Raw genomic sequence first — 22,801 nt, forward strand, 5'->3', positions numbered from 1 at the left:
TCGGTTTTAAAATATTAAGATAAATAATGCTAGTAAATAACAGTTTGCACAGACCATTAGAAGTAGTATTAGAAATTCCTGTAAGAACATACGACATTGACTTTATGGGAATCGTAAGCAATATTGTATATATCAGATGGTTAGAGGATTTGCGTTTAAAGTTTTTAGATGAACATTGGCACCTGAATCAACAAATTGCTCAAGGATATGCACCTGTTCTAGCTGGAACTGAAATTGAATATAAACGCCCCATAAAAATTATTGACCAAGTAATTGGACGTTTATGGCTAAGTAATTTAGGACAATTGAAGTGGACTGTACAAGCTGAAATTTTCTCTAATAATGAGTTAGCAGCAGTAGCTAGTCAAAAGGGTGCTTTTCTCAGTTTACAAAATAGTCGTCCTATTCCTATTCCAGAGGAATTAAAGAATAAATATTTAGAGCATCAAAAAGGAAATCTGAAAGACTATTCATAAAGTAATATCCTTGGGTTAACCTTCCTTAAAAGGAAAGAACTAGAGGAAGCCTTTTTAAGGCTATTCAAGCGCAGCAGATTTTCTAGCTTCCCTAATCTTAAATAAAGCTTTAAGTTGCCATATCTTTAAGAACATGAGGAGTGAAGAAAATTTCTTCTCATCACTCCTCATCAGCTACTCCTTACACTTGCCTCAAGTACATCACTAAACTGTTGTATGAAACCTCTAACTAAAGATGCACATTATTGTTAAATAAAAAGTATCTATCTAAACAGATGCTATGGAGATATAATCCTTACACAGTATACAGCAATCCGCTTTGATTTTTGTTCATGCAGCGTGGTGTAACCATATTTACTTGCGTGGGTAGGTAATAGAATAGGTAAGAGGCAATAGTCAAGAAGGCTTTTTGAGTTGTACGGGGGTTTTTCAAAAATCAAATATGAGTCTTATATATTGATCAAGCTTATTGATGGTTATCAGGCATCATTATAAAAAAATATAGCTGGGCATAATTAAAAATATAATAAAATCCTAGTTTGTAGTAAGCAATGAATCGCTCATGGAAAGGTTTATCAGGACTAAAGTCATTACTACAAACTTGAATTTATTTACACCTAGTTACTTCAACAGTGAGAGGTTATTTTCAACACACTAATTTACTTAGCACCAGTCAATATATTTTCGATATCCGCTAGCTGTACAACTCCTGAAAAAGTTGGACTATTAATGATAAAGAAAGGTGTGCCGGAAACAGCCAACTTCTCTGCTAATTGGATATCTTTTGTAATTGCGGGAGTAGCAAGAGTAAGATCGCGTTTAAATTTACCTAAATCTAGATTCAGTTTTTTAGCAATATCTAAATATAACGCCTCACCTAGTTGCTTTTGATTAGTAAATAGCGCATCATGATATTCCCAAAATTTGCCCTGTTGATATGCTGCCCAAGCTGCTTTCGCAGATGGTAATGCTTCAGAATGAATTGAAATTAATGGTAAATTCTTGTAAACTAATTTTACTTTATCTGGATACTTTGCTAACAATTGTTTCAATGTTTTATGCGCCTCAGCACAGTAAGGACATTGAAAATCGGAAAATTCTATTAGCACAGTTTTTGATTTAGTTGAACCTGTGGTGGGAGACTCACCAATCACTGTTTGAGGATTCGTCTTTAAATCTTGTAAAAATGCTTGCTGTGCTTGCTTGAGTTTTTGTTGTTGCTGCTGCTGATAAGCTTGAACAGATTCAATAATTGCCTCTGGGTGTTCGCGGATAATTTGTAAGACTTGCTGTTCTAATTGCGGATCAATCCGGCTAGCAGCTTGTGCAGGAAATGACCAGGTGACAACTAAACACAGCAAACTGATTGCTGCCCAAGTACGCATATACTGAATGAATAGGCTAAACGAATCAAAGAATTTACTCATAGAAAAACTCATAAATATTTTTTTCTAACTTTTATAGACGCGCAGTTGCTTCGATTTCAAAGTACGCTTCAAGGAAAATCCCATAATCAAAGTTATGCAAATTCCCTTTTTACTGATTAAAAAGAGCCAGCGATCATCCCAACAAGTAAAATAAAACCAATCCACACGTTTTGCCGGAACATCTTACCATAAACAGAATTAGGTAAATCTCGCTGTCTTAATCGCAGAGATTGCCAAACCCATCCAATAGTAGCAACTGCAAGGCTAATCCAGAAGGCTAAGTGCAGATTTATGAGTAAACCTAACCAAGCCAATAATAAGATTGTGCCAGCAAAGAAAATTCCAATAGCTACAGGGGCATAATTCCCAAAAAATAGGGCGCTTGAATTAACACCAATACGGCGATCGTCTTCCTTGTCGCTCATGGCATAAACTGTATCAAATCCCAATGTCCACAGTACAGTCGCGCCCCAAAGTAACCAAGTTGGTTGAGTGATGGTTTGAGTAACTGCACTCCAGCTAATCAACACCCCAAAACCCCAAGCGATGGAAAGTACCAGTTGCGGTACAGGAAACACTCGCTTTGCGCCTGGATAAAGGACTATTACGGGCACTGCTGCCACACATAACCAGAAACTTAGAGGGTTCAGGTAAAAGGCCAAGATGGCTGCACATGCTAGTGATACGATCGCAACTACAATCCCAACTTTCACAGACAAAGCACGAGAAGCGAGGGGGCGATCGCGTGTTCTCTCCACTTCTGGATCGATATCCCGATCCCATAAATCATTGACAACACATCCCGCCGCACTCGTGGCCAGAGTACCCAATATAATCACACCAACCAGAGGTAAAGGCGGTTTCCCAGAAGCTGCTAAAAACACTGCCCAAAGAGCAGGAATCATTAAAATTAACCGTCCTTCTGGTTTATGCCAGCGTAAAAGCCGGATAATTACAAGCCAAACTGGTGACTGGGGGCGTTCTGGCATCCTTAACATAGAAATCAACAAATAACTTTAGATAGATGAGTTCACACATCTTTACATCTATAGAATAACGTTATTTGTTATTTGTAAAAACATCACCCAAAGTGGCAACTTTAAATATCTTTTAATAGTCGCTAGCGTTAGACGCATTAGGGTAAATATACTTAGCTCAGTTGCTCTTGACGAAACTGAGTTGCGATTGCTGAGTATTTTTTAATTTACTCAGCATTCAGTTTGAGTAAGTGCGTTGCAATAAATATCAGTGCCAGCTACCCCGACATACCACCGTTTGCCATCATTTCTTATAAAGAGAGAAAACTAGATGCAGAATTTAGTTTCGGCTAGCTGGGAGAGTTCTGCAACTCAACCACCTAACCAACATCGGATTATTGCTGCCATTGACCTGGGAACAAATTCTCTACACATGGTAGTAGTTAAAATTGACCCCACGCTACCAGCCTTTAGCATTATCGCCAGAGAAAAAGAAACTGTGAGACTTGGCGATCGCAATCTTACCACTGGAGAACTCAAACCAGAGATTATTAAAAAGGCGATCGCTGCTTTAGGACGCTTCCAAGAAGTTGCCAAAACCATCGACGCTGAAACAATCATTGCTGTGGCGACTAGTGCCGTGCGTGAAGCCCCCAATGGTAAAGATTTTTTGCACACAGTAGAAAAGGAATTGGGTTTAAGCGTTAACTTGATTTCTGGTCAAGAAGAAGCGCGACGAATCTACCTTGGCGTGCTTTCGGGGATGGAATTTCACAACCAACCCCATATTATTGTCGATATTGGCGGTGGTTCCACAGAATTAATTTTGGGCGATAGTCAAGAACCACGCACTCTCACCAGTACTAAAGTCGGTGCAGTGCGACTCACTAGCGAGTTAATCACCACCGATCCCATCAGCAACACAGAGTTTGTGTATTTGCAATCCTATACACGCGGTATGTTAGAACGTTCCGTGGATGAGGTATTAGCAAATTTCCAGTTTGGGGAATCTCCCCGTTTAGTGGGTACATCTGGCACGATTGAAACCCTGGCGATGATTCATGCACGAGAAAAGTCAGGTGTTATTCCTTCCACTCTCAATGGCTATCAGTTTAGTCTTAAAGACTTGCGAGAGTTGGTAAATCGCTTGCGGAAACTGAGTAATTCCGAAAAGTCTACGATTCCGGGAATGCCAGATAAGCGGTCTGAAGTTATACTGGCTGGTGCAGTAATATTACAGGAAGCGATGACCCTTTTAGGCAGTGAATCGATCGCAATTTGTGAGCGTTCTCTGCGGGAAGGCGTAATCGTAGACTGGATGTTAGCCCACGGCTTAATTGAAGATAAGCTGCGTTACCAAAGTTCAGTTCGAGAACGGAATGTTTTAAAAATCGCTAATAAATACCACGTTAACTTAGAGTATAGCGATCGCGTCGCTAAATTTGCCGAGAGTTTATTCGATCAAACTCAAGGTACGTTACACCATTGGGGATCTGACGAGCGACAACTGCTGTGGGCCGCTGCAATATTACACAATTGTGGTCATTATATCAGTCATTCGTCTCACCACAAGCACTCTTACTATCTAATTCGCAATGGTGAATTACTTGGTTATACAGAAACCGAGATTGAAATCATAGCCAACTTAGCGCGTTATCATCGCAAATCGCCACCCAAGAAAAAACATGAAATTTACCAGAGTTCGCTGACTAAAGAGCAGTGTCAAATGGTTAGTCAATTGAGTGCAATTCTAAGATTGGCGGTAGCATTAGATAGACGACAAATTGGTGCGATATCTCAAGTACAATGTGAGTATTATCAACAACTTCGACAGGTAAACCTGCTGATTTTTCCATCTCAATCTGATGATGAATGTGCTTTAGAACTTTGGAGTTTAGATTATAAAAAAGGAGTGTTTGAGGAAGAATTTGGAGTGAAATTAGTAGCAAGTTTAGAAAAACTTTTTAGAAAAATCTAAGGTTGCTCAATTCTTTTAGAAAGTAGGGTGCGTTAACGCAGTGTAACGCACCTGTTACAAAACAAGATTTTGCAGTTAAAGAAGAATTCAGCAGTCAGAATCAATATACTCTCGACAGGATGCTTTGCGTAGTTTGCTTCTTTGCAAGCTTTACTCGACGCTATCTGCTTTTTCAGTTAAAATCCTGAATGAACCCTGACTCCTAACTCCTGAATTCTGTTTTTATAAAGATGCTTTCAGAATGAAAGTAAACCTCATCTCTAATTTTGGCATCCTACTTAAGGAGCAATTAAGAAAGTGTCCTAAGAAGCATTTAAAAATTAAAATTATTAATTAGAATATAGTCAACAATCTATTTAATAGGTTATGTTGCTATTGGATACCTAAGCCGGGAAAACTTAGGTATCCTTCTATAATATAAAATCTCAACAAACCAGTTGAGACTGCTTGTTTCTCTGCATTGAATCGCTCCAAGTGCAGATAAGCAAGTAACTTACTCATTTGAGTGCGCGACACAGATATAAAAAAAAGAAGGAAAAATACTGAATTTTTGGCAAAAGTGCCTAATTTGCATTTAGAGGATTGGAGTATATCTTAATGGCAATTCATGAATTGCCCCTACCAGAGAATCAGGGTTTTGACTATTGTTTGCGTAAGTATATTATACATACAAGGGCTGCTATCTGCTTGATTTTAAGCATTTGCATTTGTTAACTGATAAAGCTTTTTCAAACTATCCGTCTAATGAAAAACATATTCAACCTCCGTAACTTGAGCGACACCTGAGTAGTCTTTCCTGATCGTTGAGACGCTACACGATGTTGTAAAGCACCCGCCAGAAGCGATCGCAAAACTACATAATTCGGTAAAATTGGGTAAAGCAATTTTTGTGCTTGTTAAACAAAGGCATCAGCAAACCCATGCAACTGAAACTCAGTGCATCTCGACTTCCCTTCGCCCCTCTTTTGTTAATTGCTCCCTTTTTCCTATGGGGGACGGCAATGGTAGCCATGAAAGGAGTGATACCCCACACCACACCGCTATTCATGGCGGGAGTGCGCCTGATACCAGCAGGGATGTTAATTCTGATTGCAGCAGCATTCATGGGTAAACCCCAGCCCAAGGGTTGGGTTGCATGGCTGTGGATTGCCTTATTTGCCCTAATAGATGGGACTTTATTTCAAGGCTTTTTGGCTGAGGGATTAGTCAGAACTAGTGCGGGGCTAGGGTCTGTGATGATTGACTCGCAACCCTTGGCAGTAGCATTGCTGTCGTTGTGGTTATTCCAAGAACACATTGGTTTTTGGGGATGGCTGGGGTTAGGTTTGGGAGTCACAGGCATTAGTTTAATTGGCTTACCTGATGAGTGGATTTTACATATTCTCGACTCAGGTGCAAATATCACAATTGGCAACTGGCAAGACTTGTTTGCTAGCGGTGAGTGGTTGATGCTATTGGCAGCCTTATCAATGGCTGTAGGAACAGTGTTGATACGGTTTGTGTGTAGGTATGCTGACCCAGTAACCGCTACGGGATGGCACATGATTTTGGGGGGATTACCACTATGGGGAATTTCGTCAGTTGTCGAATCTCAGCAGTGGGAGAATCTGGGAGGATCTGATTTAGTGGCTTTGAGTTATGCTACTGTCTTTGGCAGTGCGATCGCTTACGGGTTATTCTTCTACTTTGCCTATAGTGGCAGTCTCACTAGTCTTAGTTCTCTTACCTTCCTTACACCCGTCTTTGCCTTACTATTCGGCAATCTCTTTCTCTCAGAAGTCCTCAGTCCGGTGCAGTGGATAGGTGTTTTCCTCACTTTAATTAGCATCTATCTCATTAACCAACGTGATGCTTTAGGAGCGCAAAACGACACACTTACTGTCGGCGAAATAGTTAATATACAGCAACCAGTTTTAGATTCATCTGCTAAAAAATTGAACCCTGTAAGCCTAGCAGTTAGAGAATCTGAACCAGAAATTTAACCCTAACTCGTTAACTATACGTGAAGGCGATCAAAGACAAGACCCAATACCCAATGATAGTTAACATTTGGTCATCTAGAAGGTATTGTGGTATCGAAGACTTCAAAAGCACGTTCAGGCTGAAACTTTCAATATGAGGCTATGCCGTTCCTCAATTCTGATATTTACCTGTTTTTCTTGCGTGGGTTTTTACCCAAATCGCGCAAGTACAGCCACACCTAACCTAGCGCCTGAAATTTTAGAACTGGCACAAGCTAGTTCGACAGTTACTGCTAGTCCGGCTGTTTTGAGATATGGTAGTCAAAAATCAGATGTGCAGAGATTACAAACCCAATTAAAACAGTTGGGATACTACAATGGCGTGGTAGATGGACAGTACAACGCTAGTACAGAAATCGCTGTAGCTAAATTCCAGAAAGCAAAGGGTTTAAAAGTAGATGGACTTGCTGGTCTAACAACTAGGAGGAGGCTGCAAGCAGCAATAGTAGCCAAAAATCAGACTGTCACCTCTCCAATAGTCACTTTTCCTAATCCAACTCCCAAACCGACTGCAAAACCCAAGCCACCTGAGAAAGGTTTCATCTGGTGGTTTATATTTGCCATCGGAGTTCTAGGAAGTATTGGCGCACTTATTTACCTGATGAGGTGGTTTCGTCAGATTAAACAAGTGCAAAAGTCCGAAATATCAGATACTAAAAGTTTAAGTGAAGCTAACAAAAAAACTATGATACCACCCCCACCAGAGATTGTAACTAGTCCAGAAGGAGCTACGCTGCCGCTATCCACACAATTACTACTACCAGAAAAAACTTCCCGGCTTGCTAAACTCAATATCGTTGACGAATTAATTCAAGACTTACGCAGTTCTGACCCAACGAAGCGACGTAAGGCTATTTGGGATTTGGGTCAGCAGGGAGATTCGCGGGCAATTCAGCCAATGGTTGACCTAATGATTGATGCTGATTCTCAAGAAAGCAGTTTGATTTTGGCAGCTTTGGCAGAAATTGGTATCCGCACACTCAAACCGATGAACCGGGGTTTAGCAATTTCAATGCAAGATGAAAGTCCCCAAGTACGTCAAAATGCGATCCGAGACTTGACGCGCGTTTATGACATGATGGGTCAAATGAGCCAGATGTTGCGCCATGCATTAGAAGACCCAGATCCCGAAGTGCAAGCAACAGCACGATATGCTTTAACTCAGATGAATCGAATGCGTGGCTTACCGGAACAACAAGGTTTACCAGAAGATTTACACAACGATGCACGAGAATAAGCCTAAAAATATTTCAACTGAATTTGGATATTAGTGTTTGGACCTGCCACTAAAAATGCTGCTTCGCTAAATTTGGGCGCACCTGTGCGAATTTCTGGATTTCTGGAAAATCCAAAGCCTTCTTTTGGTATACCAAAAACATTACTGTTGAGAATGCGGTCATTATTTTGATCGTGAAAGACAGCAACGGCATAACTACCTGCTTTCAAGTTCTCAAAGGTAATGGATAAGGGAGTGTCAGTAATCTTGGTACACTGCTTTTGTAAGCCGCGATCACGATCGCTAGGAAATCCTTTACTACTAGCAAATATACTGGCACAGACTTGTCCTTGTTTATTCTTTAAACCATCAATTTCTACGGTGACTTTGCCGTTAAAATTTGCCTTGGCACTAAACGGCCATACCAGATTTCCCGCAACTACCAATAGCAGCATACCAACTCTCAATTTTCTAATCATAAAATGTTCGCAGGATAAAATAAGTTTTGCTGAAACTAAGTTTTCAATCGGGTATTTCGTGAAATAGTATTAGTATTTCAGGCTGCGATCGCTATATTAATAAAGCACAATCCGAGCCCCATAATGCCGATGTAAATTAAGTTACCAATAAAGTCGGTTCTTCCAGCCATCGAACCAGTGGTGATTGTACTGGCGGTAGCGGCAAATGCAAACTGAAAGGTCTATTTACTCAAACCAAAATACTGTATTATTAAGATACAGTATTTTGGCTTATCCGATCGCAAACACATTTTAATGTAATAAATAAAGCAACTGTATCTTTTTTAGCCAAGTATTTTCCGATATAAATATAGAACAATATTAATTTTATATACAAAAAGTTAATTATTTGTTACTTTGAAGGTGTGTTGAAGAGCAGTAATTCTCCTGTAAAGCGATCGCTGACTGCAATTTATCTCTGCAACGAAAAATGTATTAAAAGTAATGCAGATTTCTCAGACTATTCTGAGATAGCAGATTAGTCGAGCTATTTACAGAAGAAGTAAATCTGGTTACAAGTGTAAACCTATAGGCGATCGCTAAAATTAACCATTGACATTATTAGCCTTTGAGGAAATGAAACAGCCCCGCCTTAAAAGGCTACGGTGGAATTACAAGTCCTAAAACTTGCCCTTTAAAGGTGGGGAAAAATTTTGCTCAAGAAACTCCTCACTCTGTGTTTTATATATGCAAAGTAGTTAAATAAAATACTTTTGATCAGCTTTAAATGCGGAGGACGTAGAGAAAAAAAAAGAGATTTTAGAAGTTACCTTGAAAGAGCTAAATTAGGAAGGCTACATAAGTCCTGAGAATCTTAGGCTAACAAAGCTAATTTCCTTAAAGAAACAGGATTTAGAGTACCTGTAATATGGGAGACTTGGCAATATTCCCTATAAATCAGATTCAAGATGAGTAACACAATTTCGGATATCGCAGTCAAGACCATCAACGGTGAAGATAAACAATTAAACGACTATACCGGGAAGGTACTCTTAATTGTGAATGTGGCTTCCTACTGCGGTTATACTTCTCAATACGACGGGTTAGAAAAGTTGAACCAGAAGTATGGCGAAGCAGGATTAAAGATTTTGGGGTTCCCCTGTAACGATTTTGGAGCGCAGGAACCAGGAAGCAATGAAGAAATTGTGCAATTCTGCACAAGTAAATATGGTGTTACCTTTGAACTATTCGATAAAGTCCATGCAAAAGGCTCACAGCAGCATCCACTTTATGAGCGACTTACCAAAGCCGTTGAGCCAACAGGAACTATTGCTTGGAACTTTGAAAAATTTTTAGTTAATAAACAAGGTGAAGTGATAGCTAGATTTAATAGTAGTGTGCAACCCAATTCACCAGAAATAATTGCCATAATTGAAAAAGAACTAGCAAAATAGTCATTAGTCATTAAATCAAAATTTTTGTACTATTGACTCTTAGCTCTGGACGGCTAAATTTATTTACGCCCAGCTCCTTAATTTGAGAATAGTGTCTCAAGTAGTAGTTTAATTTATTTGTGTTTAATTTGTCATGAATGTTGCAATTATTGGTTGTGGTTATGTTGGTTATCAAGTTGCTGAATATTGGCAGCAAACAATGAATTTTTTTGTCACTGCAACCACAACTTCTTCTGAGCGTGTCTCTACACTACAATCAGTATCCCAAAGAGTTGTCGTTACCTGCGGAAATGATCTAGATAGTCTAAAATCAGTTTTGCACAATCAAGATGTTGTACTTTTGAGTGTTGGTGCAAAAGGTGCAGATTTTTATGAAGAAACTTATCTAAAAACTGCCCAAAACTTAGTTTCATGCTTGCAGCAGATTCAGAGTGTGAAACAATTAATATATACAGGTAGTTATGCAGTATATGGTGACAGAAATGGTGTATGGGTAGATGAAGAAACACCACTTGCACCCGCTAATTTAAATGCTCAAATTCTCCGCAAAACAGAGGATATATTATTATCAGCATCTAGCGAAAATCTCCGCGTTTGTATCTTCCGCTTAGGAGGAATATATGGCCCCGGTAGAGAACTTTTGAAAATATTTAGTAGATATTCTGGTACAAACCGTCCCGGCGGTGAAGATATCACAAATTGGATTCATCTGGATGATATTGTTGCTGCGATAGAATTTGCCCGTCACCGTCGTTTGCAAGGGATTTATAATCTAGTAGATGATGCACATCTTACCAGCCGAGACTTGCTAGATAGTCTATTTGAAAAACATAATTTACCCAAAGTTATATGGGATACTTCTATTAAGAGTACTCGCCCATATAATGCTTGGGTATCGAATGAAAAGCTGAAAGAGGCTGGATACCAGTTAATTCATCCACAGATGATTTTTTAGCAAGTATTATAACTAGGAATTATGCAACCATCTGCTGTGACTAATACAACTAATTTGACAGCATCTCCTAGCCAGTTTTTCACTTGGCAGAATTATCGTTGCGCCTATGAAGTTCATCAACCAACTAACACAACATCTGAGGGTATTCCCTTACTTTTAATTCATCCTATTGGTGTCGGATTGTCGCGGCAATTTTGGCAGCGATTTTGTCATGAATGGTATAATTCAGGTCAGCGTAATTCCATTTACAACCCTGATTTATTGGGATGTGGCGAGAGTGATATGCCTCATCTGGCTTATACTCCTAGTGATTGGGCAGAACAGTTGCAGTACTTTTTACAAACAGTAGTACGGCAACCTGTTATTGTTGTTGTACAAGGGGCATTATTACCAGTTGCGATCGCATTAGTCCAAAAGGAATCAAACTTAATTTCCAGACTTGTACTTTCTGGGCCTCCAACGTGGGCTTTGATGGCAAATAAACCACCAGAATGGCAGCAAAAATTTCTTTGGAATGTGTTAGATTCCCCTTTTGGGATTCCTTTTTATCGCTATGCACGCACTCCTAAGTTTTTACGTTCTTTCTCAACTCGTCAACTTTTTGCTTCTGAGAGTGCTGTAGATGCAGAGTGGTTGAATGCATTAGTTACAGGTGCAGAAAATCCTGCTAGTCGTCATGCAGTGTTTTCTTTTTTAGCAGGGTTTTGGCGACAGGATTATACTAATTTTATTGCCTCGATTCAGCAACCAACATTAGCGGTTGTCGGGGAAACTGCATCGAGTATTAGCCAAAATAATAGAAAAGAAACGCCAGACGAGCGCTTGGCTAACTACCTCGCCTATTTTCCTCAAGGTAGAGGTATAAAAATAAATGGGCGTAATGTTTTGCCTTATGAATCCACTGCTGAATTTGTAGCAGTGATCGCTCCATTTATTAATGAAGTCTCTTAGCTGATTGATAGTTACATTATACTAGTTCTCCCATGCTAGGTTATGACTGGAATGGATTACTTCAGGAAGCAAGAACATGGTAACGAATCGTCGAGGACAAAGAGTTCCCAGTATCACTTTTCATACACGTAAAGACAACCAGTGGGTGGATGTGACAACCGATCAATTATTTGCTGATAAGACAGTGGTTGTCTTCTCCTTACCAGGTGCTTATACTCCGACTTGTTCATCTACTCATCTTCCTGGTTACAACGAGTTGGCTGGGATTTTCAAAGAAAATGGTGTCGATGACATTATTTGTATTTCTGTTAATGATGCCTTTGTTATGAATGAATGGGCAAAGGATCAAGAAGCAGAAAATATTACACTAATTCCCGATGGAAATGGTGAATTTACTGAAGGCATGGGAATGCTGGTAGATAAATCAGACTTGGGTTTTGGTAAGCGATCGTGGCGCTACTCGATGCTGGTAAGAGATGGTGTCATTAACCAAATGTTTATTGAGCCAGACGAGCCAGGAGATCCCTTTAAGGTATCAGATGCTGAAACAATGCTTAGATACATCAACCCCCAAGCAGTGAAGCCCGAAGTAGTTTCTCTGTTTGCGAAAGTGGGTTGTCCCTTCTGTGCGCGTGCTAAAGCAATGCTCAAGGAACATGGCATTAACTACGAAGAAATTACTTTGGGTAAGGATGTCACCACACGCTCATTACGAGCTGTTACAGGGGCGACAACAGTTCCCCAAGTCTTTATCGATGGTAAATTAATTGGTGGTTCTGAGGCATTAGAAGCCTACTTCGCTGCTAAATAGTTTTCAGTAGGGGCGTACAGATGTGCGTCCCTATAAGGGATTCAAAGATTGCTCTTCTGTTTTGAGGTTTAGTAACGGCGATCGCGTTCCAAGTCATAAATCACTTTCTCCAAATACCATTTATCCGATTGACTCTGGTGCCTCTGACGCTGTTGTTTGAGTAGTCGTTCGGCTGTTGTTGCATCACCGTTAAGTAAAACAAGTAAACGTTTTTGCAGTTTTCTGTTTTTCGGGTCACTGAAGTATGGCTTAGAAAACTTGTCCCGTGGTTGAGATGACCACAGTTTGATTAAGGCAAGTGATAAGCCGACGATCAGAAGTACCGTAATCAATCCCATACTTATTAAAATTAAGTATTGCTCATCTTATATTGTGTAAAATATTTGTCTAAATAGCCTCAGTGAATTTTTGGGTATTTTCGTGAAAATCATCTATTAACAAATCTTCAGATGAATAGATGTATTTTTGTCCAGTTAATTACTACTTCTCATATAGAATTGACTCGAATTGAATTTCCATTTATTCACAACTAATATGTTTGCCAGAATCCGCCAAATTTTGAGTCAATTTTTTAGTAAATCAAGAACAATCAACAACGAACCACTGAATAAAGTGAGTTTGATTGTGATTATTTTAATTGATATTTTTATCTTGATGAATGTTTTTACGGGACTAGATGATATTAGCAGATGGCATATCAGCCCGACCGAGGCTTATCCATGTTATTCAGAGTGGCAAAATTACCGGGCAAAAACCAATAAAGATAGAGACTATGAAATTGTGAGACTTTCATTGCCAGATTACCAGAATAATCAACTCAGTTTTCAGAAAAACTATCAACAGGCTGAAGCAGGACATCTGGGTAAGGTTTCTCAAACGTGTTTGCAATATGCCAGCTATAAGGATAAACTTAACAATCCTGAAAAGCAGCAAATCATCAGAACTATTGATCAGAAACAAGCGAAAATCAGTTCCCTTGCACAAGCCAATAGCACTATTGAAGCCCAATATGACTCAACGCTCTTAGAAAAGATTGCAGGTCAGAGTCGTCAACAATCAATTAATCAAGTTAGTGCTGAAAAAGCTAAACAGACATTAGAACAAAATAATCGCCAAATTTATCTTCTTAAACAAGAAATTTCTACTCTTAAAAATGAATTGCTTGCCAAACCAGAAAGCATTAGTTTTATCGCCTTTCTTAAAGATGACAATCAATTTCGTGAAGTTGACAAAGGTTATCAGCAGGCATCATTTTGGTATCCAAGTATACAGCTTGGTTTTCAGTCACTTTTTCTACTACCTCTCATTCTCATTGCCTTATCAGTTAACAAATTTGCTCAGAGAAGAGGATATGGACTTGTATCACTAATTAGCTGGCATTTGCTAGTTATATTTTTTATTCCACTAATTGTCAAAATATTTGAATTCCTGCAAATAGGTGCAATATTTCAATTTTTCTTTAATGTCATTAGCACTCTTTTTGGTGGGTTAGTTTTCCTGATAAATTATGCTTATATTTTGCTGATTCCAATTGTTGGTTTTGGAATTATCCAGTTTTTTCAAAAAGTTGTCTTTAATACTAAAGTTCAGGCAGCTAATAGAGTCCAAAAATCACGCTGTGTCAATTGCGCTAAGAAAATTAGACAGATTGATACTTACTGTCCGCACTGTGGCTATTACCAATATATTGAATGCCAAAACTGTCATAATCTTACTTATAAACATTTGTCGTACTGTAAGCATTGTGGAACTTCTCAAAATTCCACCAGTAATTTGTAATCAGTGAGTAGTTAATCGGTATTTTTAACTTAGATTATGGAAAAAGCCAATAAGGAGAGTCAGTCACCGCTTTCTTTTCTCAAAAATCTGTTGATTGCTCGTTGGCGATCGCTCTTACTCGTCTTGATCGGAGTTTATTTACCTTTACAGGTCTTTGAAATTCTGACAGTGAAGATATGGGAGAATCAAGCAGGCTTCCCGTGGGATGTGCCTATTCTGTTAGCAGTTCATTCTACAGCCAACCCACAGCTTGATGTTTTAGCAGTGACGCTGGCTATCATTGGGTTGCCTTGGATGGCGATACCGATTTTGGGTGCGATCGCACTAATATTACTACTACAAAAACGCTGGCGATCGCTAGCTTATTTGCTCATCGTCTCACTGGGAAGTGTGATTATCAACCGCACAGCCAAGGAATTAATGCATCGCATTCGTCCACAATTGTGGGAATCCATTGCGCCTGAGTCTAGTTTTGCATTTCCCAGTGGTCATGCTATGACAAGTATAACTCTGGTAGCAATTTTGCTATCCTTAACTTGGGCTGGCTCTTGGCGCTGGTTGGTTCTCACTTTCGGCAGCTTATACATAATAGCTATTGCCTGGTGTCGTCTCTACCTAGGGGTACATTTTCCCAGTGACATTCTCGCAGGTTGGATGGTTACATTAGGTTGGACGATTGGTGTCAGTATAATTATCAAACCGTATACAACTAAAGTCAAATCCGTAGATAGCGAACTCCCCAAGAATGAAACTACCTTGCTGCCTGAAGAAGAAAAGTTGATAAATCAGGAGTGATATTATGTTTGTTTAAAGACTTTTGTATCCTCTTAAATACCCATTAAAAAGGGAGAATGTGATTCCGCTTTCCCCCTTTTTAAGAGCTAGAGTAGATTAATGACTCCCTAAATTATAACTAAACCTTTTTCAGACAAACTTTTAACTAAAAGGTATTTAAATACATCCGTAAATAAATTTTCCCGAACTATTACGATCCTTGTAAAAGCTCATTGATTGAACTTATACTCTGTTTAATTTGTTCTGTTAAATAAGTTCTGAATAAGTCAAGGGTTTCGCCTGAAAAATTGAGCAATCCCAAAGCATATAATAGGCTTGAAATACCAATAAAAAGAGCCAATAATCTACCAAAACAACCGGGATTAATTTCAATAAAACCTAATTTAGACTGCCCGATTACAGCAATCGTTACAAAAACAATTCCTGCTATTAAAAACGTGCTATTTGGAGTTATATCTGTCATACCACTATTAAGATGCCTCAATATTTTTATTGTAGCTATTATTAGTCTAAATTTGTGTCCTTACTATAACAATCCTAAATGATTTGTAAGAGAATTCACTCTCTGCCTAACATCGTCCCCCAAAGTATCGGCGAGATGACAAGGGTTTTACAATTATCTCAAATTCTCACGCATGATTTCGGACTGCTATATTTGCAACAATAAAAATTAATTTACATCTGAGTTAAACGGAAATTTTAGTTTTTATTATTTTGCTGAAACTATTTATCTGTAAAACTTTCAGCATTAGAAAGCCAAGTTGCTCTCACTCCTGTACTAGACTTGGGTTTAGTTTACATACTATAATACACTAAGCCGATAGAAATAGTGGGTTTTATGGAAAGCGTCCAAAACGTCAGTCAAGAGTTAAATGTAACAGGAGACAAAGCCCTAGAGGATTTGCAACAATCGACTCCAGAAGAGTTCAAAAAAGACATTTTCAAAAAACTCAGAGGTGGATTTTTTCTGGTACTAGGATATTTATTGTCACCACTATGTTGGTGGAATGACCTACTATTCAATCTGCCGATAGCTTATGGTTTTGGGTATATATGTAGTTTACTTTCCCCAAAATTACTTCTACCTTGTTCAATTATAGGATATTGGCTCTCTAATATTGTGGGAATTCTCTTGATGCAATTCGGTTCTAAGGATATTTTTCAAAAAGAACCTCAAGAGCATAACCTCAAAAAAGAATTATTCACGGGTCTCATTTCTTCAACAGCTTATACTCTCTTGATTATACTATTGATCCAGTTGAAGATCCTCGATTCTCCTATTTTGTTCTCCAACGGTTAATTTAGTTGATCGCGTTCCTATAGAACAAAAAGATCCCTGACTTCTTCAAGAAGTCGGGGATCTGATCTTCTCAGTAGAGAGCAAATAATTACACAATAAGATCAATTTTAATCAAATTTTAAAAATTCACTTAAATTCAACAGTTTTGGAGCCTCCTTACTTACAATTAATGGCAGCTTACCATTCCATTTTTCTATTGCTTGCCTTTGTAGGATTTCTGGAGTTAAACCATCACGTAATAATCTATGTGCTTCAGCCTCTCCTTTGGCTAAATTAACTTTTGCTTCAGCCTCTTTTGTTGCTCTAAGTGCGATAAACTCTGCTCGTTTTGCTTCTTGTTCAGCAATCTGCTTCGCCTCTACCGCCTCACCAAATCGTTCAGAAAAATGGACATGAACTAGAGAAATATCATCCACTGCAACGTGATAGTTACCCAGCCGTGTAGACAACGCATCATCTACTGCACCTTTGACTTCTCCTCGCTTAGTAATAATTTCTTCAGCAGTATACTTTGCTATGATTGCTTTTAATACTTCTTCAACGGCTGGGTTAATAATCCGCATGACTACAGCTTGTTCATCTCCAATTTCTTGAAAAACCACATTTGCTTCCTGGGGGATAATATGCCAATTGAGAGCAACATCGGCGAAAACATTTTGTAAATCCTTGGAAGAAGCTTCAGTCGAAATTTCCTGTTTTTGGACTCGAATACTCAACTTTTTCACAGTATTAACTACAGGAATAATTAAGTGAAGTCCTTCTCCTAATATCTGGTTTTGCACTTCGCCAAATTTCATCAATACACCACGTTCTCCTGCATTTACAATTACACAAGGTGTGAGAAAGAGAGTTATCAGGAACAAAAGAGCAGTCAGTTTACCTGCACTGTTAAAAGTTTTATTTTTTATCATCTGTGTGAAACATGTATGCGTCTGACAGAGAGACACATATTTAGGAGTTGTAAGCTTCTTGCCGTTATGCTCTTATAACTTTGGCTCTAAGTCAATTTTCATATCACTCTAGACAATATGAAAAATAAGTAGTAAATTCCTCAATGATAGGTTAATGTTTTCAACATACAGGCATATAGGTAAGCAGCCAATGTGTACTTTACTACCCAAATTTGGAGATAGTGAAGGCTAATGTAGCTTTATTTTTACCTAAATCACTGTAATGATATCGAAAAACCGTAGTATTTGAAAAGGTAAGTTAGCCTCACACTCTTAAAAATTAGGAAACTTGCCCAAGTGCTTCCCCAGGGATGGACAATATAATCATTGAGGAAATTTGACAGGAAGCAATGCAAGCAGCAACGACAGTTTTTGAAGGCTATACGCGACAGTATCTTTACCAGAAATAGATGGAGGCGCGATGCTTGCAACCGAGTATTACATTTAGCTGATATTTTTTGCCAAACTCATCAGCTGCTTATCCAAGTCGATGAGGTAATCTCTACCGTAAGTTCCATTCTCTAAGCCTGTGACAAGATGATTCGGAATGTCTTGTGTAATTTCTTCGCTACAAGAACCGGCAGCTAAAGCGATCGCAGCGACTGTATCCACATCTCCTGTAAAAGCGATACAATCTTGTAAAAGTTCGCTCATGCTGTAACTTTTCATCACGGCAGTAATCGCGGCTCTGACACTCATCCAACCTTTAGACTTGACTTTACCTTCCCAAGGTTTAGCCCATTCCCCAGATACATAACCTTGGAGAAACTCTCCTAGTTTGCGTTTTGCTCCCAGTCGATAGATAAAGTAATGCGACATCAGAGCAGCAGCAACGGCAGCATTGATTCCATCGGGTGTATTGTGGGTAATTGCCGCTTGAATTGTTGCCGCCTCAATGACTTTTTCTGGTGTGGGATAGATGCCAATGGGTGCTGCACGCATTGCACCCCCGCTTTTGTCACTGTCAGGGTTAATTTTGGTTAAAAATTCTTCTCCATTCTGAATTTCTAGCAGAAAATGGTAGAAGTTTCGAGAATAACCTTCTCTCTCATCGCGTTTAAAAACTCTAACAAAGCTATCGGCTAAAACTTCTGGTGTCCACGGTGCTTGAGCAACAATCACCTCAGCAATGGCAATGCTCATCTGGGTATCATCGGTATAGCTGCCAGGATTGAGCCGAAAACGCGGATGTTCGACGTATCGACTCAAATCGTTGTTAACGATCATCTCATCAGCATATTCAAAGCCTGCACCGTAGGCATCTCCAATCGCTAACTCTAGCAGCATAAGGGTATTAAATTAAAAAGGGACGCGCCAGAAAAAAGCTAGAAATTGATTTAGCATCTACCGCCTCTCCTGCCAGAATAGCTTTCTCTAATTCTTCGGGAGTCAAAAACACAGTTTCGATATCCTCGTCTCCATCTTGTGCTGGTGGTGTTTCCAGCTTTTCCAAATCTCGCGCCAGAAAAGCATAGATAATCTCATCAGAATAACCAGGCGCTAGGAAAAATTCGCCTAGTTTGTCCCATTGTTTGGCAGTATAGCCAGTTTCTTCTTCGATTTCGCGCTGTATTGTTTCTAAAGGTTCTTCTTTTGCTTCCAAAGTTCCTGCCGGAAATTCTAATATCCGTCCCTGAATTGCAAAACGATACTGGCGCACCAGTACAAGTTTACCCTCTGATGTTATCGGTACAGCTAAGGCACCGCCGGGGTGACGAATACATTCCCATTCCCCTTCGGATTTATTAGGCAAACGCAAGCGATTAACTTCAAAATCAAACTTGCGCCCTTTATGAAACAAACGTTGTTTCAACAGTTGTGGTAATTCTCTACCTAATGGCATAGTAAAATCTGATTATCTGTGAATACAGAGGTGAAATCAGCGTTCTCCTGCTTTTAAGGATGGTAATTTTAATTGTCCATCAATAAATGCACATCAGAACAGTCTACCTCTTTCAGCAGTTCTTTAATAACACACCTGGATATTGGTTCTATCCAATCGGGGGCAATTTCTGCCAGTGGTACTAACACAAAGGCTCGATCCCGCATTCGTGGGTGGGGAATCTGGAGATTTGGTGTATCTACAATAAAGTCATCAAATAATAACAAATCTAAATCTAGAGTTCGTGGCCCCCAACGTTCTTGACGCACACGCCCAAATTGTTGTTCAATTCCTAACAAAATTTCTAATAACTGCTGGGGTAGCATCTCTACCTGCAATGTCACACAGCCATTTAGATAATCTGGCTGTGGTGGCCCCACAGCTTTAGTTTGGTACCACCTGGATTTAGCTTCTAAGAGAATACCTGGGGTTTGGGCTAAACTTTTGATAGCTGCTTCTAAAATTGTTTGGGAATCGCCGATATTACTACCAAGAGCAACGGCGCTTCGTCTGGGCTTTATTGCTGCGTAACCAGCAGCAGGCATTGCACTCTCCTTAAGTAAGCTTTTTTCAGGTCGTCCGTCTTGATACTTCGCTTTACTTGTTCCAAAAAATGCCAATAGTTTGCGTATTCCAATAGCTATTAAAAATTACAAGAAGTTTACAAAACTAAATTAATCAAATCTAAAAAACATTATTTTATGGTGAATTTAGTTAATTATTTATAGGATATTATACTAACACAATGGTGGTGTGCTAACCCCAAAGCTGATTGATGGTGGTTATTATAGTTACTACTTTGAGCGAGGAACTTACGTGGGGAAGCTTACCTCCTGGTTCAAGCGAAGACCAACTAATTTGAGTGACTCTGGACAAGGAGGAACAAATGAGAGCTTACCACGAGCATATATGGCGCAGGCGAGGCAGTTACTGAGCAAATGAAAATTTTACCATCTAGGATGAAGACCAATCAGGCAACTGGCGGTAAACCACTCTATCGTCGCTTATGGTTTTGGGCAGGCTTGGGTGTAGGTGGTGGGATAGTTGCCTTGATCTATGGCATCAGTCTAATAGACCGCACTTTGCCAGATCAGGCCGAGTTAAACGCCGTACTGAGAGAGCAAACACTGACCATCAAAGCTGCTGATGGAAGCATATTACAACAACAAGGTGAAGCTACCAGAGAACAGCTCAAGCTAGAACAAATACCAGATAATTTAAAAAAAGCTTTCATTGCCTCAGAAGATAGAAGATTTAGGCAACACAACGGATTTGACCCGCAGGGGATTGTGAGAGCAGGTTTAAATAATTTGCGATCGCAAGGTGTGGTAGAAGGTGGTAGCACCATCACCCAACAGTTAACGCGGATTCTCTTTTTGAAACAAGAACAGACAATCTGGCGCAAACTCAAGGAAGTCCGCCTAGCACAAAAAATGGAGCATGAATTAACCAAAGATCAGATTCTAGAGCGTTACCTGAATCTGGTTTATTTGGGAGGTGGAGCTTATGGTGTGGCAGATGCCGCCTGGGTATACTTTAGTAAATCGCCAGACCAGCTTACCCTTGCAGAAATGGCAACGATCGCAGGATTAGCCCCTGCTCCTAGCTTATATGCCCCAGATAAGAATCCTGAAGCTGCAATCCGGCGAAGAAATCTGGTATTGCAACGGATGCAAGAGGATGGAGTGATTACACCAGAGCAAAGGCAAGCAGCACTCCAAGAGCCACTAACCCTTAAAAACAGTTTACCCAAGCGAGTACAAGTAGAATCACCCTACTTTACCAGCTATATCCAAAAAGAATTGCCGAAGTACGTTTCTGCTAAGGTGCTGGCAAGTGAGGGATTAGTCGTGGAAACCACGCTGAACCCGGCTTGGCAGAAAGTGGCAGAAGAGGCGGTTGCCAAAACACTGCGAAATCAAGGACGCTGGGAGAACTTTAAACAAGCAGCAATGGTTGCCATTGACCCCCGGAGCGGTGAAATTAAGGCAATGGTTGGGGGAAAAGACTTTGGTAAAAACCAGTTTAATCGAGTTACCCAGGCACAACGGCAGCCAGGATCGACATTTAAAGGGTTTGTATATGCCACTGCGATCGCTAGCGGTAAAAGCCCCTACGATAGCTATGAGGATGCACCCTTTGTAGTAGACGGCTACGAACCGAAAAACTATAGTGAAAGGTTTCGGGGTTCAATGAATATCCGAGATGCTCTCACCCGCTCTATTAATATTATTGCGGTGAAGGTGTTGATTGATGTCGGATTTACGCCGACGATTAAACTTGCCCATGATATGGGCATAAAATCTGAACTCAAGCCCACCTACTCCTTGGCTCTCGGCTCAAATGAAGTAAATCTACTGGAGTTGACCAGCGCTTATGGCAGTTTTGCAACTCAGGGATTGCACACAGAACCTCATGGTATTACCCGCATCCTCAACCGCCAAGGTAAGGTAATCTGGTCAGCTAATTTCAAATCTAAACGCGCCCTTGACGCTGATAGTGCCGCCATCATGACTTGGATGCTACGTAACGTCGTAGAAGAGGGGACTGGTGCTGCTGCCCAATTAGGTGAGAGACCAGTTGCTGGCAAGACCGGTACTTCCGATGAAGCTCGCGATTTGTGGTTTATTGGCTACATTCCCCAAATGGTGACAGGGGTATGGCTTGGTAATGATGATAACCGTCCCACTTATGGCAGCAGTGGTAGCGCCGCTTACACCTGGCACGAATTTATGGAAAAAGCGGCTGAGGGGATGCCTGTCGAGAAGTTTCCCAAACGACCAAAGTTAGAAGGTCGCAAAGGTACTATCAAAGCCCAGTCCATCAAGCCCAAACAAGTGCTGAATCGTTCTATTGACTCTGATAATGACTCAGAAGGAGAAAGTGCTAGAAATTCTGAGGAGAGTGGTTCATCTAGGAGACGGAGGAGAAGGAGCTATTCTCAAGAAGAACAGCAATCGAGCGATTATACCCCAAGACGGAGAAGACGCGATCGCAGCGAAGAATCAAATTCTAGTAACTCTTCTTCAGAATCATCTACTCCCCGGCGGCGCTCTAGAAGAGTAGAATCTGATTCTCCCCCGTCTCCCAGAACTCGCCGATCTTCCTCTCCCGACAATAGTTCCGGTTCTTCCGGTTCTTCATCGCCACAACCATCCTGGCGCGAGAGACTTAGACCTTCTAATTAATGATGAGTGGGAATTGGGAATTGGGCATTGGGCATTGGGCATGAATAAGAGACAAGGTAGACAAGGAAGAGGGGGGAGACAAGGGAAAGATTTGTTCAATAATTCGCCCTTGTCTCCCTTGTCTCCCTCTGCCTCCCCTGCCTCCCCTGCCCCCTCCTCCCTGCTCCCTTCCTTTTCTGTACA

Annotated in this window: 21 protein-coding genes and 1 pseudogene; 13 read left to right on the top strand and 9 right to left on the bottom strand. The window is 40.1% G+C overall.

All coding sequences use genetic code 11. From position 1 onward, the window contains the following. The first annotated feature begins 26 nt into the window (after nucleotides 1-26). The gene (locus FBB35_RS32875) at nucleotides 27-476 is read left to right on the top strand and encodes a thioesterase family protein (protein WP_174713322.1); all 450 of its coding nucleotides are present in this window, start codon (nucleotides 27-29) and stop codon (nucleotides 474-476) included. Nucleotides 477-1,135: 659 nt separating this feature from the next. Here the strand turns inward: FBB35_RS32875 and FBB35_RS32880 are convergent. Then, nucleotides 1,136-1,903, bottom strand: a complete 768-nt coding sequence (locus FBB35_RS32880) for a thioredoxin domain-containing protein (RefSeq protein WP_174713323.1) — start codon at nucleotides 1,901-1,903, stop codon at nucleotides 1,136-1,138. Between the two features lie 116 nt (nucleotides 1,904-2,019). Continuing rightward, nucleotides 2,020-2,901, bottom strand: a complete 882-nt coding sequence (locus FBB35_RS32885; RefSeq protein WP_174713324.1) for a 4-hydroxybenzoate solanesyltransferase — start codon at nucleotides 2,899-2,901, stop codon at nucleotides 2,020-2,022. A 310-nt stretch (nucleotides 2,902-3,211) separates the two neighbouring features. On the opposite strand from FBB35_RS32885, the gene FBB35_RS32890 reads away from it, so the two are divergent. From FBB35_RS32890 to FBB35_RS32900, 3 genes are all read left to right on the top strand, one after another. Then, complete coding sequence (locus FBB35_RS32890; RefSeq protein WP_174713325.1) at nucleotides 3,212-4,858, top strand: Ppx/GppA phosphatase family protein; 1,647 nt, start codon at nucleotides 3,212-3,214, stop codon at nucleotides 4,856-4,858. Nucleotides 4,859-5,778: 920 nt separating this feature from the next. Then, nucleotides 5,779-6,840 carry a DMT family transporter gene (locus FBB35_RS32895; RefSeq protein ID WP_174713326.1) on the top strand — a complete coding sequence of 354 codons (1,062 nt, stop codon included), beginning with the start codon at nucleotides 5,779-5,781 and terminating at the stop codon, nucleotides 6,838-6,840. 133 nt (nucleotides 6,841-6,973) lie between these two features. After that, a complete protein-coding gene (locus FBB35_RS32900; RefSeq protein WP_174713327.1) occupies nucleotides 6,974-8,116 on the top strand; it encodes a peptidoglycan-binding protein in 1,143 nt (380 codons plus the stop codon). Between the two features lie 2 nt (nucleotides 8,117-8,118). Here the strand turns inward: FBB35_RS32900 and FBB35_RS32905 are convergent, their stop codons facing one another. After that, nucleotides 8,119-8,574 (bottom strand): DUF2141 domain-containing protein, encoded by a 456-nt coding sequence (locus tag FBB35_RS32905; RefSeq protein WP_174713328.1) that lies wholly within the window; start codon nucleotides 8,572-8,574, stop codon nucleotides 8,119-8,121. Between the two features lie 947 nt (nucleotides 8,575-9,521). On the opposite strand from FBB35_RS32905, the gene FBB35_RS32915 reads away from it, so the two are divergent. The 4 genes from FBB35_RS32915 to FBB35_RS32930 all read left to right on the top strand — a co-directional run bounded on the left by FBB35_RS32915 (nucleotide 9,522) and on the right by FBB35_RS32930 (nucleotide 12,724). Next, entirely contained in the window at nucleotides 9,522-10,007 is a 486-nt protein-coding gene (locus tag FBB35_RS32915; RefSeq protein ID WP_174713329.1) for a glutathione peroxidase, read from the top strand. A gap of 133 nt (nucleotides 10,008-10,140) precedes the next feature. Next, on the top strand, nucleotides 10,141-10,962 hold the full coding sequence (locus FBB35_RS32920; RefSeq protein WP_174713330.1) for an SDR family oxidoreductase: 822 nt from the start codon (nucleotides 10,141-10,143) through the stop codon (nucleotides 10,960-10,962). 21 nt (nucleotides 10,963-10,983) lie between these two features. After that, nucleotides 10,984-11,913 (top strand): alpha/beta fold hydrolase, encoded by a 930-nt coding sequence (locus FBB35_RS32925; RefSeq protein WP_174713331.1) that lies wholly within the window; start codon nucleotides 10,984-10,986, stop codon nucleotides 11,911-11,913. Between the two features lie 76 nt (nucleotides 11,914-11,989). Further along, entirely contained in the window at nucleotides 11,990-12,724 is a 735-nt protein-coding gene (locus tag FBB35_RS32930; RefSeq protein ID WP_174713332.1) for a redoxin family protein, read from the top strand. Between the two features lie 68 nt (nucleotides 12,725-12,792). On the opposite strand, the gene FBB35_RS32935 is transcribed toward FBB35_RS32930, so the two are convergent. Next, nucleotides 12,793-13,062, bottom strand: coding sequence for a hypothetical protein (locus FBB35_RS32935; RefSeq protein WP_174713333.1), 270 nt, complete (start codon nucleotides 13,060-13,062; stop codon nucleotides 12,793-12,795). 196 nt (nucleotides 13,063-13,258) lie between these two features. Here FBB35_RS32935 and FBB35_RS32940 point away from each other — a divergent pair, with 196 nt between their 5' ends. Next, the gene (locus FBB35_RS32940) at nucleotides 13,259-14,503 is read left to right on the top strand and encodes a hypothetical protein (protein ID WP_174713334.1); all 1,245 of its coding nucleotides are present in this window, start codon (nucleotides 13,259-13,261) and stop codon (nucleotides 14,501-14,503) included. 36 nt (nucleotides 14,504-14,539) lie between these two features. Next, nucleotides 14,540-15,298, top strand: coding sequence for a phosphatase PAP2 family protein (locus FBB35_RS32945; protein WP_174713335.1), 759 nt, complete (start codon nucleotides 14,540-14,542; stop codon nucleotides 15,296-15,298). 190 nt (nucleotides 15,299-15,488) lie between these two features. On the opposite strand, the gene FBB35_RS32950 is transcribed toward FBB35_RS32945, so the two are convergent. Next, the gene (locus FBB35_RS32950; RefSeq protein WP_254625765.1) at nucleotides 15,489-15,761 is read right to left on the bottom strand and encodes a hypothetical protein; all 273 of its coding nucleotides are present in this window, start codon (nucleotides 15,759-15,761) and stop codon (nucleotides 15,489-15,491) included. Between the two features lie 375 nt (nucleotides 15,762-16,136). Between FBB35_RS32950 and FBB35_RS32955 the strand changes: the two genes are divergently transcribed. After that, a complete protein-coding gene (locus tag FBB35_RS32955; RefSeq protein ID WP_174713337.1) occupies nucleotides 16,137-16,598 on the top strand; it encodes a hypothetical protein in 462 nt (153 codons plus the stop codon). Nucleotides 16,599-16,705: 107 nt separating this feature from the next. Here FBB35_RS32955 and FBB35_RS32960 read toward each other — a convergent pair whose 3' ends face one another. The 4 genes from FBB35_RS32960 to folK form a co-directional block, all read right to left on the bottom strand. After that, a complete protein-coding gene (locus FBB35_RS32960) occupies nucleotides 16,706-17,509 on the bottom strand; it encodes a prohibitin family protein (protein ID WP_174713338.1) in 804 nt (267 codons plus the stop codon). Between the two features lie 483 nt (nucleotides 17,510-17,992). After that, complete coding sequence (locus tag FBB35_RS32965; RefSeq protein ID WP_174713339.1) at nucleotides 17,993-18,835, bottom strand: ADP-ribosylglycohydrolase family protein; 843 nt, start codon at nucleotides 18,833-18,835, stop codon at nucleotides 17,993-17,995. A gap of 7 nt (nucleotides 18,836-18,842) precedes the next feature. Continuing rightward, complete coding sequence (locus FBB35_RS32970; protein ID WP_174713340.1) at nucleotides 18,843-19,391, bottom strand: NUDIX hydrolase; 549 nt, start codon at nucleotides 19,389-19,391, stop codon at nucleotides 18,843-18,845. A 68-nt stretch (nucleotides 19,392-19,459) separates the two neighbouring features. Next, nucleotides 19,460-19,975: a 2-amino-4-hydroxy-6-hydroxymethyldihydropteridine diphosphokinase gene (gene folK / locus FBB35_RS32975; protein WP_174713341.1), complete on the bottom strand. Its 516-nt coding sequence runs from the start codon at nucleotides 19,973-19,975 to the stop codon at nucleotides 19,460-19,462. Nucleotides 19,976-20,183: 208 nt separating this feature from the next. Between folK and FBB35_RS35290 the strand changes: the two genes are divergently transcribed. After that, nucleotides 20,184-20,372 carry a hypothetical protein gene (locus FBB35_RS35290; protein WP_254625766.1) on the top strand — a complete coding sequence of 63 codons (189 nt, stop codon included), beginning with the start codon at nucleotides 20,184-20,186 and terminating at the stop codon, nucleotides 20,370-20,372. Nucleotides 20,373-20,416: 44 nt separating this feature from the next. Next, a pseudogene (locus tag FBB35_RS32980) lies at nucleotides 20,417-22,618 on the top strand (transglycosylase domain-containing protein); the annotation flags it as partial. Nucleotides 22,619-22,801 lie beyond the last annotated feature (183 nt).

The organism is Nostoc sp. TCL240-02 (assembly GCF_013343235.1).
Lineage (GTDB): Bacteria > Cyanobacteriota > Cyanobacteriia > Cyanobacteriales > Nostocaceae > Nostoc.

Bases quoted from the DNA above. Each gene is read 5' to 3' on its own strand.
- FBB35_RS32945 (WP_174713335.1), top strand. From the start codon at position 14,540: ATGGAAAAAGCCAATAAGGAGAGTCAGTCACCGCTTTCTTTTCTCAAA.
- FBB35_RS32885 (WP_174713324.1), bottom strand. From the start codon at position 2,901: ATGTTAAGGATGCCAGAACGCCCCCAGTCACCAGTTTGGCTTGTAATT.
- FBB35_RS32960 (WP_174713338.1), bottom strand. From the start codon at position 17,509: ATGATAAAAAATAAAACTTTTAACAGTGCAGGTAAACTGACTGCTCTT.
- FBB35_RS32875 (WP_174713322.1), top strand. From the start codon at position 27: ATGCTAGTAAATAACAGTTTGCACAGACCATTAGAAGTAGTATTAGAA.
- FBB35_RS32940 (WP_174713334.1), top strand. From the start codon at position 13,259: ATGTTTGCCAGAATCCGCCAAATTTTGAGTCAATTTTTTAGTAAATCA.
- FBB35_RS32890 (WP_174713325.1), top strand. From the start codon at position 3,212: ATGCAGAATTTAGTTTCGGCTAGCTGGGAGAGTTCTGCAACTCAACCA.
- FBB35_RS32965 (WP_174713339.1), bottom strand. From the start codon at position 18,835: ATGCTGCTAGAGTTAGCGATTGGAGATGCCTACGGTGCAGGCTTTGAA.
- FBB35_RS32915 (WP_174713329.1), top strand. From the start codon at position 9,522: ATGAGTAACACAATTTCGGATATCGCAGTCAAGACCATCAACGGTGAA.
- FBB35_RS32900 (WP_174713327.1), top strand. From the start codon at position 6,974: ATGAGGCTATGCCGTTCCTCAATTCTGATATTTACCTGTTTTTCTTGC.
- FBB35_RS32880 (WP_174713323.1), bottom strand. From the start codon at position 1,903: ATGAGTAAATTCTTTGATTCGTTTAGCCTATTCATTCAGTATATGCGT.
- FBB35_RS32955 (WP_174713337.1), top strand. From the start codon at position 16,137: ATGGAAAGCGTCCAAAACGTCAGTCAAGAGTTAAATGTAACAGGAGAC.
- FBB35_RS32970 (WP_174713340.1), bottom strand. From the start codon at position 19,391: ATGCCATTAGGTAGAGAATTACCACAACTGTTGAAACAACGTTTGTTT.
- folK (WP_174713341.1), bottom strand. From the start codon at position 19,975: ATGCCTGCTGCTGGTTACGCAGCAATAAAGCCCAGACGAAGCGCCGTT.
- FBB35_RS32930 (WP_174713332.1), top strand. From the start codon at position 11,990: ATGGTAACGAATCGTCGAGGACAAAGAGTTCCCAGTATCACTTTTCAT.
- FBB35_RS32935 (WP_174713333.1), bottom strand. From the start codon at position 13,062: ATGGGATTGATTACGGTACTTCTGATCGTCGGCTTATCACTTGCCTTA.
- FBB35_RS32920 (WP_174713330.1), top strand. From the start codon at position 10,141: ATGAATGTTGCAATTATTGGTTGTGGTTATGTTGGTTATCAAGTTGCT.
- FBB35_RS32895 (WP_174713326.1), top strand. From the start codon at position 5,779: ATGCAACTGAAACTCAGTGCATCTCGACTTCCCTTCGCCCCTCTTTTG.
- FBB35_RS32950 (WP_254625765.1), bottom strand. From the start codon at position 15,761: ATGACAGATATAACTCCAAATAGCACGTTTTTAATAGCAGGAATTGTT.
- FBB35_RS32925 (WP_174713331.1), top strand. From the start codon at position 10,984: ATGCAACCATCTGCTGTGACTAATACAACTAATTTGACAGCATCTCCT.
- FBB35_RS32905 (WP_174713328.1), bottom strand. From the start codon at position 8,574: ATGATTAGAAAATTGAGAGTTGGTATGCTGCTATTGGTAGTTGCGGGA.